Raw genomic sequence first — 16,563 nt, forward strand, 5'->3', positions numbered from 1 at the left:
TCCCTTCCCTAGCGCTGCAAATTAGACCATGGTCGAAATATGCATTGTTTTACCTAGATTTTGTGAGGTGGAACAAAAAGGCAGCCTAACTTGGCTGCCTTATCTATTGAGTGTGCAAAAGATTAGTCTTCGTTTGTTGCTGAAATCTTATGAATCGCTAAGTCTGCACCGTTAAACTCATCTTCTTCAGATAAACGTAAACCAGAGACTTTATCGATAACTCCGTAGACTATTAGCGCACCAATCAATGCTATGGCAATACCCACTACCGTACCGAGTAGCTGAACGGAAAAACTCACGCCTCCTAAGCCCCCTAGCGCACTTTGACCAAAGATTCCTGCAGCGATTCCACCCCATGCGCCGCAAACGCCGTGTAGAGGCCATACGCCAAGCACGTCATCGATCTTAGTTTTGTTTTGAAGATAGGTAAACAGATAGACAAACAGTGCACCAGCAACACCGCCGGTAATCAGAGATCCAATAGGATGCATTAAGTCGGAGCCAGCACAAATGGCGACAAGTCCAGCTAAAGGGCCATTATGAATAAAACCTGGGTCGTTTTTGCCTGCGATTAAGGCTGCAATGATACCGCCAACCATTGCCATCAAAGAGTTCATGGCAACTAGCCCGCTGATGCCATTCAATGTTTGCGCTGACATCACATTAAAACCAAACCAGCCAACACAAAGAATCCATGCACCCAATGCTAAGAATGGGATGTTTGAAGGTGCGAAGTTGGTATGCTTACCTGCTCTAATACGCCCTTTACGCATACCTAGGAAGATAACGGCAACTAATGCTATCCAACCGCCAACCCCGTGCACTACGACTGAACCAGCAAAGTCATGGAATCCATAGCCAAACTGTGTTTCGAACCAAGCCTGCAGGCCAAAGTTACCGTTCCAGATCATGCCTTCAAAGACGGGATAAACTAATCCGACAGTAAAGAATGTTGCAACTAATACAGGATAAAAACGTGCACGCTCAGCGATACCACCCGAAACAATAGCAGGAATTGCTGCTGCAAATGTAAGTAGGAAGAAGAACTTAACTAGCTCATATCCGTTACCCTGTGACAAAGTTTGAGCGTCGGAGAAAAAGTTAGCACCATACGCGACCCAATAGCCAATAAAGAAGTATGCAAGCGCTGAAATACCAAAGTCAGCAAGGATTTTGACTAACGCATTCACTTGGTTTTTATGCCTTACCGTCCCAACTTCCAAAAAGGCAAATCCAGCGTGCATTAAGAACACCATGATGGCACCAAGAAGAAGAAAAAGTGTGTCCGAACTTTGAGTCAGGGTTTGAACGGCTCCATGAACCTGACTTGCTGTTACGCTCATTCGTATAAGTCTCCATTTTTGTTGTCGCGCACTTTTCCTGTGCGTCATATAACGTTGCTCACCACATTGGTGATATTGCTTGAAGCACTGATACGGCAAGTTGCATGCCAGTAAGTTATGATTCTATAAATTAGAACTAAGCTTATGAATAATCGATATTTTATCTAGTAGCTAGAAATCAGCCAAAGGAATCGGACGCACACCTTTGGTGAAGCAATGCACGGTTATGGGGATAAGCGCACCAGATTGAGGCGGGTTATTGTAGTGCAAAAAAGCCCTGAATGTTCAGGGCTTATTTAGATTGGGTTCAAATTTAAAGGTTTGGACCTTTAGAGAAGCTAAATGGTTGGTTCTCTTTTAGCTTATTCATACCTTGGAACATACGAACAAACCAGAACGCGATGGCAATCAAACCGAATAACATGCCTACATAAGGGATATAGTAAGCGATGTCATCAATCAAATGGTTCTTATACCAGTAGTCATTCACACCAATAAGAACACCATTCGACGTCGCGACCGTAATGATCAACACTACGAAGTAAGTCAGGTTGAGGAAGAAGGTTCTAATCAGCCCGTAGTAATGAGAGTCAATGACCTCCCCATCCTCTCCCTTATCTAAACGGTATCCCGCATAAATGATGGCTATCACACCTGAAATTAAGCAGGTAAACGGTGTAAAGCAGCTTAGGATGTACGCAACCCAAATACCCTTATGAGGTTTGTTCATTTGTCTGCGCTCCTTTTACTTGGTTATCAGAGTTATTAGCCGTAACATTCACTCCCTGCTCTTGACGCTCTTTTTCCATCATTTCTTGATACCAAAGATCGTGGTGTTCTTTCGCCCAGGTTTCGTCAACCTCACCCGTGACCATACCTTCTAGTGCACCTTCCATACCGAACAGACCGATGTAGATATGGAACACGAAACCGCAGATCAGAATGAGTGCCGCTAACATATGGACTAGGTTTGATAGTTCCATATCACGGCGAGTCTGACCAAAGATTGGGAAATCTAACACCAGACCACTAATCGCAACCACAGAGCCCACAACAATAAGCAACCAAAATAGTGCTTTTTCACCTGCGTTTGAAAACTCTGCCGAAGGATGTGAACCTTTGTGTTTGCCGACCATACCACCGAGCTTCATAAACCAAGCAATATCGACTTTCTTAAAGATCGATTTACGCCACCACTTAATCAGTACACATAGCAGTAACACGTAGAAGATGGGGCCAATGTAGTTATGGTATTGCTTCGCCAACATGATGATGAAGCCCCAAAGCTCTGATGGAATGTACGGCTTAAGGAAATGTTTGCCGTAAACCAACATCAGCCCGCTAAACGCGAGTGTTAAGAAGGTAAATGCCATACTCCAGTGCAAGGCACGATCCAGTCGAGACCATCGTTTGATCTTCTTACCCGTCCTTGGCGCACTCAACATGAGTGGGCCAATCACAATGTACATTAAGGTAACGAATGCGATACTACCGAAAATCGCCACAGCTCCCGCTGGTGACATCCATTTCTCTTTCAAAATGTACCAAGTTTGACCTGGGGTACTGATTAGCATTCCATGCTCAGGGAACTGAGACGTCGTGTAGCCCTCTTCGCCTTGACGAACTTGACGCCAGAAATCGGCTCCTGCCAATTGGGTCATTTCACGTTGTGCAACTTCAGACTCTTTTTGCTCAGCATGCGCAGGCAGCGATAAAGCAAAGAGTAATGCTGCCATCATTGACAGCATTACAAGAGATGCACGTTTAAACATTGAAAACATGAATCTCTCCAGTCTTAGCTTTTCGTTGCGTCGTAAGACAGATCGTTACCATCTGTCCAACCAGCGCCTTTAGCACCACGCTCTACAACACGTTGACGGAAGATGTCAGACACCTTCTCGGCATCACCTGCCAACAGCGCTTTGGTAGAACATAGTGAAGCACACATCGGTAGTTTACCTTCAGCAATACGGTTCGCACCGTACTTCTGACGCTCTTCAACAGAGCCCGCTTCCGTTTCAGGACCACCTGCACAGAAGGTACACTTGTCCATTTTGCCGCGCTCACCAAACGCTTCCTGTTTAGGGAACTGAGGAGCACCAAACGGGCAAGCAAACAAGCAGTAACCACAACCGATACAAAGATCTTTGTTGTGTAGTACGATGCCATCTTCCGTGTGCTCGAAACAGTCCGCCGGACAAACCGCCATACAAGGCGCATCGGTACAGTGCATACAAGCAACAGAAATCGAGTTCTCACCCGGTTCACCATCGTTCAAAGTGACGACGCGGCGACGTTGGATACCCCACTCTAGAGCGTCATCATTTTCGTTCTTACACGCAGTGACACAGCCGTTACATTCGATACAGCGCTTGGTGTCACAAAGGAATTTCATTCTAGCCATTTGTTGACTCCTTAAGCTTTGCGAATGTTACATAGGGTGACTTTGGTTTCCTGCATTTGCGTGACAGGGTCATAACCGTAAGTCGTGGCGATGTTGGCAGATTCACCAATAACGTATGGGTCGGTACCTTCTGGGTACTTGCCGCGAAGATCTTCACCTTGGAATTTGCCGCCGAAGTGGAATGGAATAAATGCCATACCCGGTTTAACGCGTCGCGTGACCATCGCTTTAACATGAATACGGCCTTTCTCTGCGCCTTCAACCCAAACCATTTCACCATCTTTGAAGCCAAGATCATTGGCATCTTTCGGGTTCACTTCAACAAACATTTCTTGTTGAAGCTCAGCTAGCCATGGGTTCGAACGCGTCTCTTCACCACCACCTTCGTACTCAACCAGACGACCCGAGGTTAGGATGATTGGGTACTCACCCGATACATCTTTATCTTGAATCGACTTGTACATGGTTGGTAGACGGTAGATAGACTCGCTGTCGTCCCATGTTGGGTAATCGGCAACAAGGTCGCGACGTGGTGTGTAGAGCGGTTCACGGTGAAGTGGTACGCGGTCAGGGAAGGTCCAAACCACAGCACGCGCTTTCGCGTTACCGAAAGGAATACATCCATGCTTGATTGCAACACGCTGAATACCGCCAGATAGGTCTGTCTTCCAGTTTTTACCTACCGCTGCTGCTTTCTCTTTAGCGGTAAGATCATCCCACCAACCGAGAGACTTCAATAACTTGTCGCTGAATTCTGGGTAACCATCTTCAATCTCACAACCTTTTGAGTAGCTATCTTCGGCAAGGATATTAGTGCCTTCGAATTCAACGCCAAAGCGTGCGCGGAAGTTACCGCCGCCTTGAGCCACTGGCTTAGACGTATCGTAAAGAATATGCGTACCAGGGTGCTTCATTTCTGGTGTGCCCCAACATGGCCAAGGTAGACCGTAGGTTTCACCGTGAGCAACACCCCCTTCAGCTTCTAGTGAGGTTTTGTGGAATGTGTGCCAGTTCTGTTGGTGCGCTTTTAAACGCTCAGGGCTTTGACCTGTGTAACCAATCGTCCACATACCGCGGTTAAACTCACGGGTAATGTCTTCGATTACAGGTTGGTTGTTTTCCACTTTCACGTTCTTGAACAACTGCTCTGAAAAACCCAGTTTCTTGGTCAGCAAGTACATAATTTCGTGGTCAGGTTTTGATTCAAACAGAGGATCAACCACCTTGTCGCGCCACTGAATAGACCGGTTAGACGCCGTTACACTGCCGTACGTTTCGAATTGGGTCGTTGCAGGTAGAAGATAAACGCCATCGGTACGATCGTTCATTACCGCTGCAACTGTTGGGTATGGGTCAACGATGACCATCATATCCAGCTTCTGCATCGCCTTCTTCATTTCAACGCCACGTGTTTGCGAGTTTACCGCGTGGCCCCAATAAAACATGGCGCGGATATTGTCATTTTGCTCGATGTTGTCTTTGTTTTCTAAAACACCATCGATCCAACGTGACACAGGAATACCCATGTTATTCATCGGTTTCTTGCCGCGATACTCATTTTGATCGAATCGATCTTGCACCCATTTGTGCTCTAGATTCCAAACTTTCGACCAGTGCTTCCAAGCGCCATCAGAAAGGCCGTAGTAGCCAGGAAGTGTGTGAGATAGAACGCCAAGGTCTGTTGCACCCTGTACGTTGTCGTGACCACGGAAGATGTTCGCACCACCACCCGATTTACCCATGTTGCCAAGCGCAAGCTCTAGCACACAGTAAGCACGCGTGTTGTTGTTACCTGTGGTATGCTGAGTACCACCCATACACCAAACCACACATCCTGGGCGGTTTTCTGAAAGTAGTTTAGCTGTCTTGTAAACATCCGCTTCAGACACGCCAGTAACGCGTTCAACTTCCGCTGGGCCCCACTTGGCGACTTCTTCGCGGATTTCGTCCATACCAAATACGCGTTGACGGATGAACTCTTTGTCTTCCCATTTGTTAGCAAAAACGTGCCACAAAATACCCCAAATGAAAGCAACGTCTGAACCAGGACGAAGAGAGACATAGTGATCCGATTTTGCAGCAGTGCGCGTGCGACGCGGGTCAGCAACAACGATCTTACAGTTGTTCTTCTCTTTCGCGATCAGGATGTGCTGCATTGCAACTGGGTGAGCTTCTGCCGGGTTTGAACCAATGAATAGCATCGACTTACAGTTATGCATGTCATTAAACGAGTTAGTCATCGCGCCGTAACCCCAAGTGTTGGCTACACCTGCTACGGTTGTTGAGTGACAGATACGCGCTTGGTGATCGACGTTATTGGTGCCCCAAAGTGACGCCATTTTACGGAACATATACGCTTGTTCGTTGCTGTGCTTCGCACTACCTAGCCAGTAGACAGAGTCAGGGCCAGATTCTTTGCGAATATCCAGAACCTTGTTGCCGATCTCTTCAATCGCTTGATCCCAAGAAAGCTTCTTCCACTTACCGCCTTCAAGTTTCATCGGGTACTTTAAGCGACGTTCACCATGTCCGTGCTCACGTAATGCTGCGCCTTTCGCACAGTGTCCACCAGCGTTAAATGGGTGGTCGAAAGCAGGCTCTTGGCCCGTCCATACGCCGTTTTGAATTTCAGCGTAAATACCACAACCAACAGAACAGTGAGAACAGATGGTACGTTTGATCTCTGTTTTTGCATTAGGATCAACAGCTTTCGCTTCAGCTTTTTTAATCATGCCGGGTGCAAACAAACTCGCACCAACGACGGCGCCACCAGCAGCAAGCGAGCTGTTTTTCATGAAGGCACGTCTCGATACACCTAACTGATTCTGTTCTTTGCTCACATTATCGGAGCGTTTGACTAATTTCATTGGTTAGCTCCTATAGCGTTTCGTAGTAGTCACGAATATGTTGAGTCTCGTGATAACCTGTTTTCTTTTCGTCTTGTTTCACTTCTACAGATTCTGCAGCGCTAGCCACTTTGGTAGTGCCAGCGACTACGGCTCCAGCGACTGCTGCGGTCGTTAAGCCTTTGAGAAGATCCCTACGGCTTTGATTTAACTCTTTATTATCTTTCATTATTGCTTCCTTACCCTTTTTAGTAGGTATTGCTATCGACGCGAGACGTTATTGCTGAGGCTGCTCATACTCAGTCACGTTTTTCACATCAATTTTTAATTTATTTTTGCTGTTTTGCAGATTGGCACTGAAACGCACCTGCTCTAGAGTCATAAATGCGTTCGTCAGTTCGGCTACGGCCAAGTAAAAACTCGCGTTCTTCGCCTCTTTCACTTGCTTCACTAGAGAGTTGAACCATGTACCTAAATGTTTGTTAAAGAACACTTGCTGTAGCTCTTCATCTTCTTCGGTAAGGACCGACATCACTTCACAGAGTGCCGAAAAGTGATCTTCTGGCTCTTTTACTTGCTCTTCTCGCTCTAAGCCAAGAAGGCCAAGATCATGACGAATAGATGCAAGCGGCTTTTCCATAAGCGAACCTGTTAGATGCCAAGAAGCAAAAGGCACTACTTCACCACGACCAATGCCAATAAATAGCTCTTGGTATTCATCTACTAACTGCTCTTGGCTGCTTTCGATTGCTGCTGATTTCACTTTTTGCCAAGCCAGCTGCATGGCACTTTCTGCTTGCTCTGTCTCTAGTTGGGACAGGAAATCGATCAGTTCAGTTGATGGCTGCTGACGGTATAGCGTTGACAGCAGTAGGTAGATATCTGCACGAATTGTTTGTTGTTGATTATCCATCGTACTCACACCTTAATAATTTAATTGTTTGGTTGGGTCTTCTGCCATGGACTCAAACATGTCCACCACTCGGCAGTCTTCACACATAGCAATGCGATTCAGAGCTGCTTCATCGGCAAAATGAGAGTGACCGCGTAACTTACTTTGTAGCATGTCAATCATCGACTGCGGTGCAAAAGGTTTGTGGCAGCGTACACACTCGGCTGCTTTTTCCTGATGGATGACTTGGGCTTGCTGTCGACTCTTTTTGTCCCAGTTCATACGAGGCGTCAGAGTCAAAACTTGTTCAGGACACGCTTTAGCACATAGCCCACATTGAATGCAGTCTTGCTCGACGAATTGAAGTGAAGGAGAAGAGCCGTCGGTATGCAATGCTCGGGTAGGACAAACCGCGACACAACTCATACACAAGGTACAATCTTTACTTTCACAGCTGACATTACCGTAAGGCGCACTTTCTGGCAGTTCAACGATGTTCTCAACAGGAATACGAGCTTGTGCGAGAGAATCCAGTGCGGTGAAAAGACGTTGACGTTTATTCCCTTGAAGATCGCCCAATGCCAAATCAAACGATTCGGAGCAAAGCGTTGGTGCCCCTTCTCTCAGCGATTCTAGATAAAGAATATCTACGGTCTCTTTTGCAATGCCGAGCTGAGTCAGTAATTCTTGCGCAGTGGCCACTTCGTTGTTGAGGACACGAAGAATGGTTTCTGGCATAAAACGACTAGCGGCAAACAGTACTTGAGTTGCCCCATTTACTAAAGCTGCAAACCACGAATCAATCCCAACTGAAGGCAGTTCTTCTACAACAACAGGAACCACATTATCTGGCAGGGCTTTAAGTGCCATCACGTTGTATTGTTCATGGCGTGAGCTACAAATTAAAACGATAGGATCTTGCCCACCCGCTTGCTCATAGTTTGCCAGTGTGCGCTCTATGAATTTCTGGGTTTCTTGCGGAGTAGGAAGCGCGTAATGAATCGCCTCTGTCGGACACGCGGTTGCACAAGTGCCCACACCTTGACAAAGGTAAGAGTTAATCTCGATTCTATGCCCTGTTTTATCTGTACCTTCACTAGACAATGCACCTGCTGGACAAGCATCAACACATCGCTCACACCCTTTCACGCCACGAGAGCTATGCGCACATAAGTCTGTGTCTAAACGAAAGAACTTGGGTTTATCAAACGTGCCCATCAGAGTCGGGATCTCTTCCAGCGCCTCTGCGAGTTTTGGATAACCGCGCCCCACTGGGTAATAGCCAGGTACTGGGACTTCTTCACTCATACAGCTGCTAAGGCACAAGTCTAGAACGATATCGAAGCAATCATTGTTGATAGCAGCCTGCGCAAGATTACTTTCAATTCCGTTGTTCTCGGTAACGACGGTAAACGTCCCTAGAAAACCCGATACTTGAACTGAGCTGGCAAAATAGAGGTTGTTAGAATCACCTTTCTCACCGTCAGTAGAAAGCAAGGTGATACTTTTTAACTGCTCTAACTGAGCAGCGGCGCTCTCAATTATGGATGTAGGGCCAACGATGAGTGTATTACCGCCACTTTCATAGCTGACGGTTGGTGGAATAAGATTGGTTAGCTCAACGGTATTCTCAAACGCATAGCGTCGCGCCTTTCCGTTTGCCGATGTTGATTCTTGTAGTAGTTCTTTTAGCATTGCTCTGTTCCAGTAGAACGGAATATTCACTTAGGCGAGTAAAAGCAATTGCTGTACCAACTTTATATACCCATTAAATCAATGCTTTATTGTTATTCGATAACCAATTACACAATAAAAAAACGGAGTGAGACAATTTGTCCCACTCCGTAAATTGATGATTTAGTCAAAATGTACCTATTCTTTGTGTGGTATATTTTGTCCCACTGTTTCTGTACTTTCTATCGATTGCGACGAATCGCTTATCGTTTGTTCTTCAACTTCATCATGCTTAGCTAAGTCATCATCACTGCTTATCAGCTGAGTATTATTGTCTACCTCTTCCTCATCGGATTGCATCCAATCGCGAAGTTTTTCAGCAACATCTGAAGAGAGGCTTTTTACTGCTTTATAGTCGTGATCATAATCATTCAGGCCATCGACTTCACTAAACTGCCCCGATAGGAACAGCTTCCTTAGCGCCGCTTTTTTTACCGCAGACTCTGCTTGTGGTGCGAGAAGTGAAGCGATATTCGCCTCAGATTGCGCTGAATCTTCAACCTCTTGGCTGCTTGGTTCTAAAGCGGTTTCTGGCTCCCCTGCTATCTCTGACTGGGTTTCGACGACTTCTTGATCGAGATCGACTAAAGGCTCATCTTGAGAAGAGCTTTCACCTTCTAATTTCTTTTTAGACCAACGATTAAAAAAACTAGTTGCCACTTGCTCTACCTGCCCCTTTACGTTTTTTGCGTCTTTGTTCGAGTAGCTCCCCATGTCGACCAATAAATGCTTCCATCCACGCTTGAACAGGGAGTGGCATATCATTAGATAGTACCAAGTAATCACCATCCATATATTGGCCTGCGACACTTTGTGACGCTGTTAGCGTTACAATGTTTGGCGTCTCATCAGAATCGACATTGTCTAAGACCAAAAACAGTTTTGGCTGAGTTGAACTTAGGTTAAAGCGATAATCGGTGCGCTCATCTCGGTGTAATTGAAGCAAAGCAACCGAGGTATTTGCTTGGTTTGGAGTAATGTCGAATGAAGCTAATTGCCATTGCGTTGTCGTCCATAGGCCTGTGGCGATTTCATGTGCGACGAGTTGGCATTCAATTGGCCATAGCTCTTCAGATTTTTCTACTTTTTCAGTCACAGTTTGATGTTTTGACATGGTTCACCAGCGTCGAATTTGATATTTAATGGATTTACACAAATCACTTGATTAGAGTTATATGCTCATGCTGCTAGCAATATCTGTACCCATAACTGACTTGCTTTATATTCAACCAATTTAGTTGAAATTTCTGACTGAGATGGCGTTGGTTTGTCAAAATTAGAGGATCGACAAATAGGAACGCTAATTGCAAGCAACAAGTAGCAAAAATAATACTGAGAATTTAGATAGGAAACGTCTGTGGTTAAACCAAACATTATTAAAACCAGTGAGAACCCTTTGCAAACCATCGAAGTAGAAGTGTTTGATGAATACGGTGAAAGGCTGACCAAGCAGATCGCCTGTGAACGCCCTCTTACGGTGATGCTGAACTGGAAAGAAGTCGTAACCTTAATGACGTTAGGATCTCGTCCTGAGTCCTTGGTTCTCGGATATTTGAAAAACCAAAGCTTTATCAGTGATCCTGAATCGTTGGAGTCTGTCATTATTGACTGGGAGACGCACACAGCAGCGGTAATCACTAAAGAAGACATTCAACAAGTCGAAAGCGCACTCAAGAAAAAGACCGTCACTTCTGGCTGCGGGCAAGGCACCATGTATGGCAATGTGATGAAGCAGCTCGAAGGCTATCAAGTTCCTCAAGTCCCTCTAAAGCAATCTGAAATCTATTCCGCACTGGAAGCATTAACTCATTACAACGACACGTATAAAAAAGCGGGTGCGGTTCATGGTTGTGCGGTGTGCAAAGGTAATGAAGTCCTCTCTTTCGTTGAAGATGTGGGTCGTCACAATGCCGTAGATACGTTGGCAGGTGAAATGTGGCTTAATCAAGAGTCTGGTGAAGACAAGATTTTTTACACCACCGGTCGCCTTACTTCTGAAATGGTGATTAAAGTGGCGCAAATGGGGATACCAGTTCTGTTATCTCGTTCTGGCGTTACGCAAATGGGGTTAGAGCTCGCTGAGAAATTTGGCATTACCACGATTGCTCGTGCAAAAGGTTTACGTTTTCAGGTCTTTACAGGTGCCAGCAAGATTGATTTCGACGTAAAAGGCTAATCTAGTCATCGTTCCTAGCACATATTAAACGCATCGCCTGGGTGCGTTTTTTTATCTCTCGAAACTTGCAAAGACGTGGTGCACTGCTATTAGTTTTATAAATGTGTCATAAATATTTTATAAAAATGTCACATAAGTAAGCTACCGACGTCACTAGGCTATCAGGGAGGTGCTCATGGACCGTACTCCAAGCACTCAGCATTCCAAAGGTTTTACCTTATCTATTCGCGCAAAACTATTTCTTATTAACGCCATGCTTTTGATTTTTGTTGGCCTGTATGGCTTCGTTGAGCACTCTAGCTTGCAAAGGCTTCAATCCCTAGAGCATGCAGCTAGCCAAAACTTAGCCAGCGAGGTCGACTTGTTGATGTTAAGACGTCACGAGAAGGACTTCTTAGCACGCAAGGATCTCAAGTACCCGAAGCGATTTGATACTACCTTCGATCAAATGACTGATCGCCTAGTGGATTTATCCAACACTTTGGTGCTCAACGATCTCGATTTTACTTCATCGACACAAACGATTTCGCAGACACTTGAACAGTATCAGGCTCAGTTTCATCAACTGGTCAATCAAGTCAATCTGCTTGAAGGAAAAGGCAGCGAAACAAGTTATATCAATCAGTTGGAACAAGTTCGCCTTGAACTAAGACAACTGGCCGTTGAGCAACGTGACATTAACTTAAAAGTCGCCCTATTTGAGTTAATGGAAGCGGATTTCCGATATCTATCCGATATATCGCAAGAGAGTGAAATGCTTTTAGTCAATGCACTAAGTCAGTTTGAATTGACTGTTGCCCAATACCCATCGTTAGCGAATTACTTCTTTAACTATCGAGCGAAAGCAGAGCAGTTGATCAATGCTCGAACGTTATTGGGCTATAGCGCTAATGAAGGTTTAAGAGGTCAACTTAGAAGTAATGTTCACAATACGGAAGAAGAAATCGCCTCGTTACAGTCTGCTATCGTGCAAGAAATCTCGTTAGCGACAGTACAAGTAAAACAGCAATTGCAAATGATCGGGTTAACTATGGTTGCCCTGCTCTCTTTGCTGCTATTTGTGATCGGTAGAAGTATTCTTAATCGTATCAAAATCATCAACGCCTTGATGAAAGATATCGCATCTGGCAGCGGCGATCTCACCGTCAGGATGAACGCCAAAGGTAACGATGAACTAGCTCAATTAGCTAACTCTTTCGATACCTTTGTCAGCCAGTTACACAAGCACATAAAAGATGTCGCCTCGGTGATGGAAGTACTAAGTGAAAGCTCATGCAGCTCAGAACAAGCGGCTTCGAAGAGTATGAAGAACGCCGAGCAGCAGAAGCTGGAATCAGAGTCTGTCGCAACCGCTGTCAATGAGTTGGTCATGACGACTAACGAGATCACCGCGAATATTGAGTCTGCAGCGCACAATGCCGAGCGCGTGAAAACAGAAGCACAGAATGCACTGGATATGACACATGCAACAGGTGATCGAATTGATGTGTTAGCAGCAAGTATCGAAGAATCTCAAACCCACGTTGTCTCACTAGAAGAGCAAAGTCGAGAAATTAATCAGGTGGTTTCTACGATTCAAGGTATTGCTGAACAAACTAACCTGCTCGCACTTAACGCCGCTATAGAGGCTGCTCGAGCTGGTGAAAGTGGTCGTGGCTTTGCTGTAGTGGCTGATGAAGTACGTCAGCTGTCATTAATGACCAATGACTCTACTCATCAAATCGAGTCAACGATTCAGTCGCTTACTCAGGGTATTTCGCAAACGGCCAATCAAATGGCAACCAGCGCAGCTCAGGCAAGAACGACCAACGAACACACCCATAAAGTAGTGGCGGCCATTGAAGGTATCAGTGAGCAGATTGGCGAAATGTTTGACATGAACACACAAATTGCGACCGCCTCTGAAGAGCAATCAATGGTCTCTGCTGAAATTGATCGTAACATCACTGAAATTGCGCATTTGGCGGGCAACACCTTTGAGGTGGTCTCAGGCTCTGTCAGGTGTAGTGAGCAAGTATCAGGAGTTAGCCATAAACTTGAGAAAATCGTCGCACAATTTAAGTATTAGAGAAACTAACATTTCTATTTTTTTAAGCATCTGCTCAATCTTGTTCAAACAAGATTAGAGCAGACTTAATTTAAAATGAGAGCGTTGGTAGTCCGTCTATAACAGTTTGCTAGCTGATCTGTAAGGAAATATTTCATCATTATTTCGTACCCTTAACAGTAGAACCAAAACTATTGGCTTAATGTCACAAAATAACCACCTAACCTAGAACTACAACTACTATTACAACCCACTCTTATATAAATAGGGAATGGCTAAATATATCGCATCGCTTGTATAAACCGAAGTAATCCAATAGACAATTGATTTCATAAAAATATAGGCTATGCTTTAGCCCTAAACGCAATGAATCTAGAGGGATAAATATGGACAAGTTACTCGCGTCTGCACTTGAGTATAAACAAAGAACTATGGTCACTAGTCTGTTTGCGAAAAATGGCTTTAAAATCGCAACCACTGATTTTGATGATGTTACCTTTGAACGAGCGGAAACTCGAGTTAATGTACGTTTTGACCTATCTTCAAATGTCGAATCCATATCAGTAACTAAGCAATAAGCCCCTTCAACATAAGCTCTAGCTGGCAACCTCTGACTAACTGCCAGCTAACGCCCTGCTAGTCAGACCACCATAAGCACAGAGCAAACTTTAAGTCAATTCACAGAGCGTTGGCAGTTCGTCTTGAGCAGTTTGTTATTCGGTTAACCATTGTGCTGCCGACTCGTAGCTGCCAAATGACTCGATTTCACCTGATATAAACCAACTGCCTATTTTGGCAGCTAACTCCTGCCAGTTCTTGTTACCATAGATAGCGATTTTCTCAATGTTAAAGCCAACCTTTAATCCAAGTTGAAAGTCGTCCCATGCAGCCCGTAGCTCCCAGCCAGAAAACTCCGTGATGTCGACTAACATTTTTATATGCTTGGAGCTGATACCCTCTAGGCTAGAATCCAAGACTGGAACAATTGCTTCATAGTCTTCGTGAGTGAGTTTACCTGTAGCCTTAAACACCAAAACAGATTCCGAACCAATACGTTCAATACCCAATGTGATTCCATGACGTTCTATACCCATAGCGAGTACCTCTAGTTGGATTGACTCATACAGCTTAGGATAAGCAGCCAATAAAAGGTGAGACCTAATTACCAATTTTATGCTGAATTTCAATGAGTAACACAACGCCCTGCTAGGAGGCTGGAAATATACTAAAAAATGCAAGTCTACCACCGTACACACTGAGCAAACTATGAAGTAAATTCTCCGAACGTTGATAGTCAGTCTTGAGCAATTTGTTAGGCTAATTTTCGAATCTTTAGTACTTGCACAGGCTTAAACGTGATTTAACCTTTCTATAAATAAACGATAGTGAGGCATATACAGAAGCAAACAGCACAAAATCAAGGATAGCTAGTCTTAGGTTAAACACATCAGAAAATAGGTTATACGTAATTCCAAACTGAGCCAGCACAAGCTTAACGAGAAACACAGATATAAAGATAATGACAATACTCATAACGTTACTTTAGAAAGAACAAAGTATGGCGATTTTATTCTCCCAAAACCAAATAGCAACAGATTGCATGACCACTCATTTGAGACTGCGATTCACATACCAATTAGCCTAACGCGGTGTTAAGTGGTGAGCAACACACTACTACACTCAATAAAGCCACCTTAATCACCGCACCAACATTTCCGAGCTTTGGTAGTCGGCCTTAAGCAGATTGTTATGTGCCGGCCGCTGAACCTGATTTAGTAGTGGTAACGACATGAAATTATCGTTATCGCTTGATCATCGACTGCATAAACAAGCCTGTTGGTATCGTCAATACGACGAGACCAAAAACCAGATAAGTTCTCTTTTAACGGTTCAGGTTTACCAATGCCCTCAAAAGGAGAACGCTTAACATCATTGATGAGTTTGTTGATGCGCTTGAGCGTTTTTTTGTCTTGCGTTTGCCAATACAGGTAGTCACCCCAAGCGTCGTCAGTCCACGACAGTAAACGTTGACTACTACTCATCAATTAAATCTCGTGCCGTTGTTTGACCAGCACGATACTGTGCAATCGAGCGGTTTAGGTGTTCAGCATTTTGAGGAGAGCGTAGTAAGTGCACTGTCTCCATTAGGCTATTGTAGTAATCTAAAGACATAACCACAGCATCTTCAGAGTCACGGCGTGTAATGACTGTTGTATCTGCGTCATTAACTACACCGTCTAAAACAGCTTTAAGACCATTTCTAGCTTCAGTAAAAGATACGATTCTCATAAGAACCTCCACATGTACATTTAATGGAACAAGTATAGTCTTCACTCTCACACTTGTACAGTAAATTGGACATGCAATATTGATACGGCAACTAACGCCCTGTTAAGTGGCTGCTAATGCCACAAAAATCAAACCAGGCCACCATAAACACTGTCGCTAACCGGAACCAAAAGTGCCACAGGTTAGCAGTCTGACTTCCATTGATTGTTAGGCATAGCACGCAAGGCCCAAAAACCAGTATGCAAACCAAAGTATATGAACAATCATAAAGAGGACTTGGATAAAGGCTGGAAGATCGTTTTTACCTTCATTGTTCAAAACATATGTCGAATAGGATAATGACTGACAATATGCGATAACTGCTGACCCCAAGCCATATCTGATTATGTATTGCACAAACTCCATTTCTTCCGGGTTCGTCGAATCACGAAAGACTAAAACCAAAGTAGCAAATGCAAACGAAATAGCCGGGAGTTTGAAAGCTCCCCATTTACTAATGTCAAATACAGAATCCGGTATGCTCATCTTTCCTCCGTTTTGCCTAACGCCCTGTTAAGGGGTGAGCAACGCAATACAAGAGCCGCCGCATACCACCTTAATCACTAAAACCAACGCACATTAAAAATGCCACGCGTTGCGAATCCCTTTTGAACAGTTGTATGGATAATTTCCTTATCCAATTTACCTAATTTAATGAGTTTCGGATAATGTGAGACCCAGGCTTTAGCTGCAACTAAAGCTTTCCATGTAGTAGTTCGATTGAACGCTGGCTCCTCTATCGAGAGACCGATAACAAACATGAACACTGCATAGGACTCCAAGCACAAACCGA

At 44.6% G+C, this 16,563-nt stretch carries 18 protein-coding genes; 3 read left to right on the forward strand and 15 right to left on the reverse strand.

Going from position 1 to position 16,563, the window contains the following annotated elements:
• Positions 1–122 precede the first annotated feature (122 nt).
• From ZX61_RS07675 to ZX61_RS07720, 10 genes are all read right to left on the reverse strand, one after another.
• Positions 123–1,343, reverse strand: coding sequence for an ammonium transporter (locus ZX61_RS07675; RefSeq protein WP_049844090.1), 1,221 nt, complete (start codon positions 1,341–1,343; stop codon positions 123–125).
• A 313-nt stretch (positions 1,344–1,656) separates the two neighbouring features.
• Entirely contained in the window at positions 1,657–2,073 is a 417-nt protein-coding gene (locus ZX61_RS07680; RefSeq protein ID WP_049844091.1) for a hypothetical protein, read from the reverse strand.
• Positions 2,057–3,124: a formate dehydrogenase subunit gamma gene (locus ZX61_RS07685; protein WP_049844092.1), complete on the reverse strand. Its 1,068-nt coding sequence runs from the start codon at positions 3,122–3,124 to the stop codon at positions 2,057–2,059. The genes ZX61_RS07680 and ZX61_RS07685 overlap by 17 nt, the downstream gene beginning before the upstream one ends.
• 14 nt (positions 3,125–3,138) lie before the next feature.
• On the reverse strand, positions 3,139–3,747 hold the full coding sequence (gene fdh3B / locus ZX61_RS07690; RefSeq protein ID WP_004745954.1) for a formate dehydrogenase FDH3 subunit beta: 609 nt from the start codon (positions 3,745–3,747) through the stop codon (positions 3,139–3,141).
• Between the two features lie 11 nt (positions 3,748–3,758).
• Complete coding sequence (locus ZX61_RS07695; protein ID WP_049844093.1) at positions 3,759–6,614, reverse strand: formate dehydrogenase subunit alpha; 2,856 nt, start codon at positions 6,612–6,614, stop codon at positions 3,759–3,761.
• 10 nt (positions 6,615–6,624) lie between these two features.
• Entirely contained in the window at positions 6,625–6,822 is a 198-nt protein-coding gene (locus tag ZX61_RS07700; RefSeq protein WP_004745957.1) for a twin-arginine translocation signal domain-containing protein, read from the reverse strand.
• 48 nt (positions 6,823–6,870) lie between these two features.
• A complete protein-coding gene (locus tag ZX61_RS07705; protein ID WP_049844094.1) occupies positions 6,871–7,506 on the reverse strand; it encodes a TorD/DmsD family molecular chaperone in 636 nt (211 codons plus the stop codon).
• Between the two features lie 12 nt (positions 7,507–7,518).
• Positions 7,519–9,180 (reverse strand): 4Fe-4S dicluster domain-containing protein, encoded by a 1,662-nt coding sequence (locus tag ZX61_RS07710; RefSeq protein ID WP_049844095.1) that lies wholly within the window; start codon positions 9,178–9,180, stop codon positions 7,519–7,521.
• Between the two features lie 177 nt (positions 9,181–9,357).
• Positions 9,358–9,879 carry a DUF3306 domain-containing protein gene (locus ZX61_RS07715; protein ID WP_049844096.1) on the reverse strand — a complete coding sequence of 174 codons (522 nt, stop codon included), beginning with the start codon at positions 9,877–9,879 and terminating at the stop codon, positions 9,358–9,360.
• Positions 9,869–10,333 (reverse strand): DUF3305 domain-containing protein, encoded by a 465-nt coding sequence (locus tag ZX61_RS07720; RefSeq protein WP_049844097.1) that lies wholly within the window; start codon positions 10,331–10,333, stop codon positions 9,869–9,871. Before ZX61_RS07720 ends, ZX61_RS07715 begins: the two co-directional genes overlap by 11 nt.
• A gap of 243 nt (positions 10,334–10,576) precedes the next feature.
• Here ZX61_RS07720 and ZX61_RS07725 point away from each other — a divergent pair, with 243 nt between their 5' ends.
• The 3 genes from ZX61_RS07725 (at position 10,577) to ZX61_RS07735 (ending at position 14,020) form a co-directional block, all read left to right on the forward strand.
• Positions 10,577–11,395 (forward strand): formate dehydrogenase accessory sulfurtransferase FdhD, encoded by an 819-nt coding sequence (locus ZX61_RS07725; protein WP_049844098.1) that lies wholly within the window; start codon positions 10,577–10,579, stop codon positions 11,393–11,395.
• 175 nt (positions 11,396–11,570) lie between these two features.
• Positions 11,571–13,463, forward strand: a complete 1,893-nt coding sequence (locus ZX61_RS07730; protein WP_049844099.1) for a methyl-accepting chemotaxis protein — start codon at positions 11,571–11,573, stop codon at positions 13,461–13,463.
• 365 nt (positions 13,464–13,828) lie between these two features.
• A complete protein-coding gene (locus ZX61_RS07735) occupies positions 13,829–14,020 on the forward strand; it encodes a hypothetical protein (protein ID WP_049844100.1) in 192 nt (63 codons plus the stop codon).
• A 135-nt stretch (positions 14,021–14,155) separates the two neighbouring features.
• On the opposite strand, the gene ZX61_RS07740 is transcribed toward ZX61_RS07735, so the two are convergent.
• The 5 genes from ZX61_RS07740 to ZX61_RS24530 all read right to left on the reverse strand — a co-directional run.
• Positions 14,156–14,536, reverse strand: a complete 381-nt coding sequence (locus ZX61_RS07740; RefSeq protein WP_049844101.1) for an STAS/SEC14 domain-containing protein — start codon at positions 14,534–14,536, stop codon at positions 14,156–14,158.
• 678 nt (positions 14,537–15,214) lie between these two features.
• Positions 15,215–15,484 (reverse strand): Txe/YoeB family addiction module toxin, encoded by a 270-nt coding sequence (locus ZX61_RS07745; RefSeq protein WP_049844102.1) that lies wholly within the window; start codon positions 15,482–15,484, stop codon positions 15,215–15,217.
• Positions 15,477–15,731, reverse strand: a complete 255-nt coding sequence (locus tag ZX61_RS07750) for a type II toxin-antitoxin system Phd/YefM family antitoxin (RefSeq protein WP_049844103.1) — start codon at positions 15,729–15,731, stop codon at positions 15,477–15,479. The genes ZX61_RS07745 and ZX61_RS07750 overlap by 8 nt, the downstream gene beginning before the upstream one ends.
• A 207-nt stretch (positions 15,732–15,938) precedes the next feature.
• Positions 15,939–16,256, reverse strand: a complete 318-nt coding sequence (locus ZX61_RS07755; protein WP_049844104.1) for a hypothetical protein — start codon at positions 16,254–16,256, stop codon at positions 15,939–15,941.
• Positions 16,257–16,333: 77 nt separating this feature from the next.
• Positions 16,334–16,563: hypothetical protein (locus ZX61_RS24530; RefSeq protein WP_235431311.1), on the reverse strand; the 230-nt coding region annotated here is incomplete at its 5' end.

Origin of the sequence: Vibrio sp. VPAP30 (genome assembly GCF_001188205.1) — a bacterium.
Lineage (GTDB): Bacteria > Pseudomonadota > Gammaproteobacteria > Enterobacterales > Vibrionaceae > Vibrio > Vibrio bivalvicida.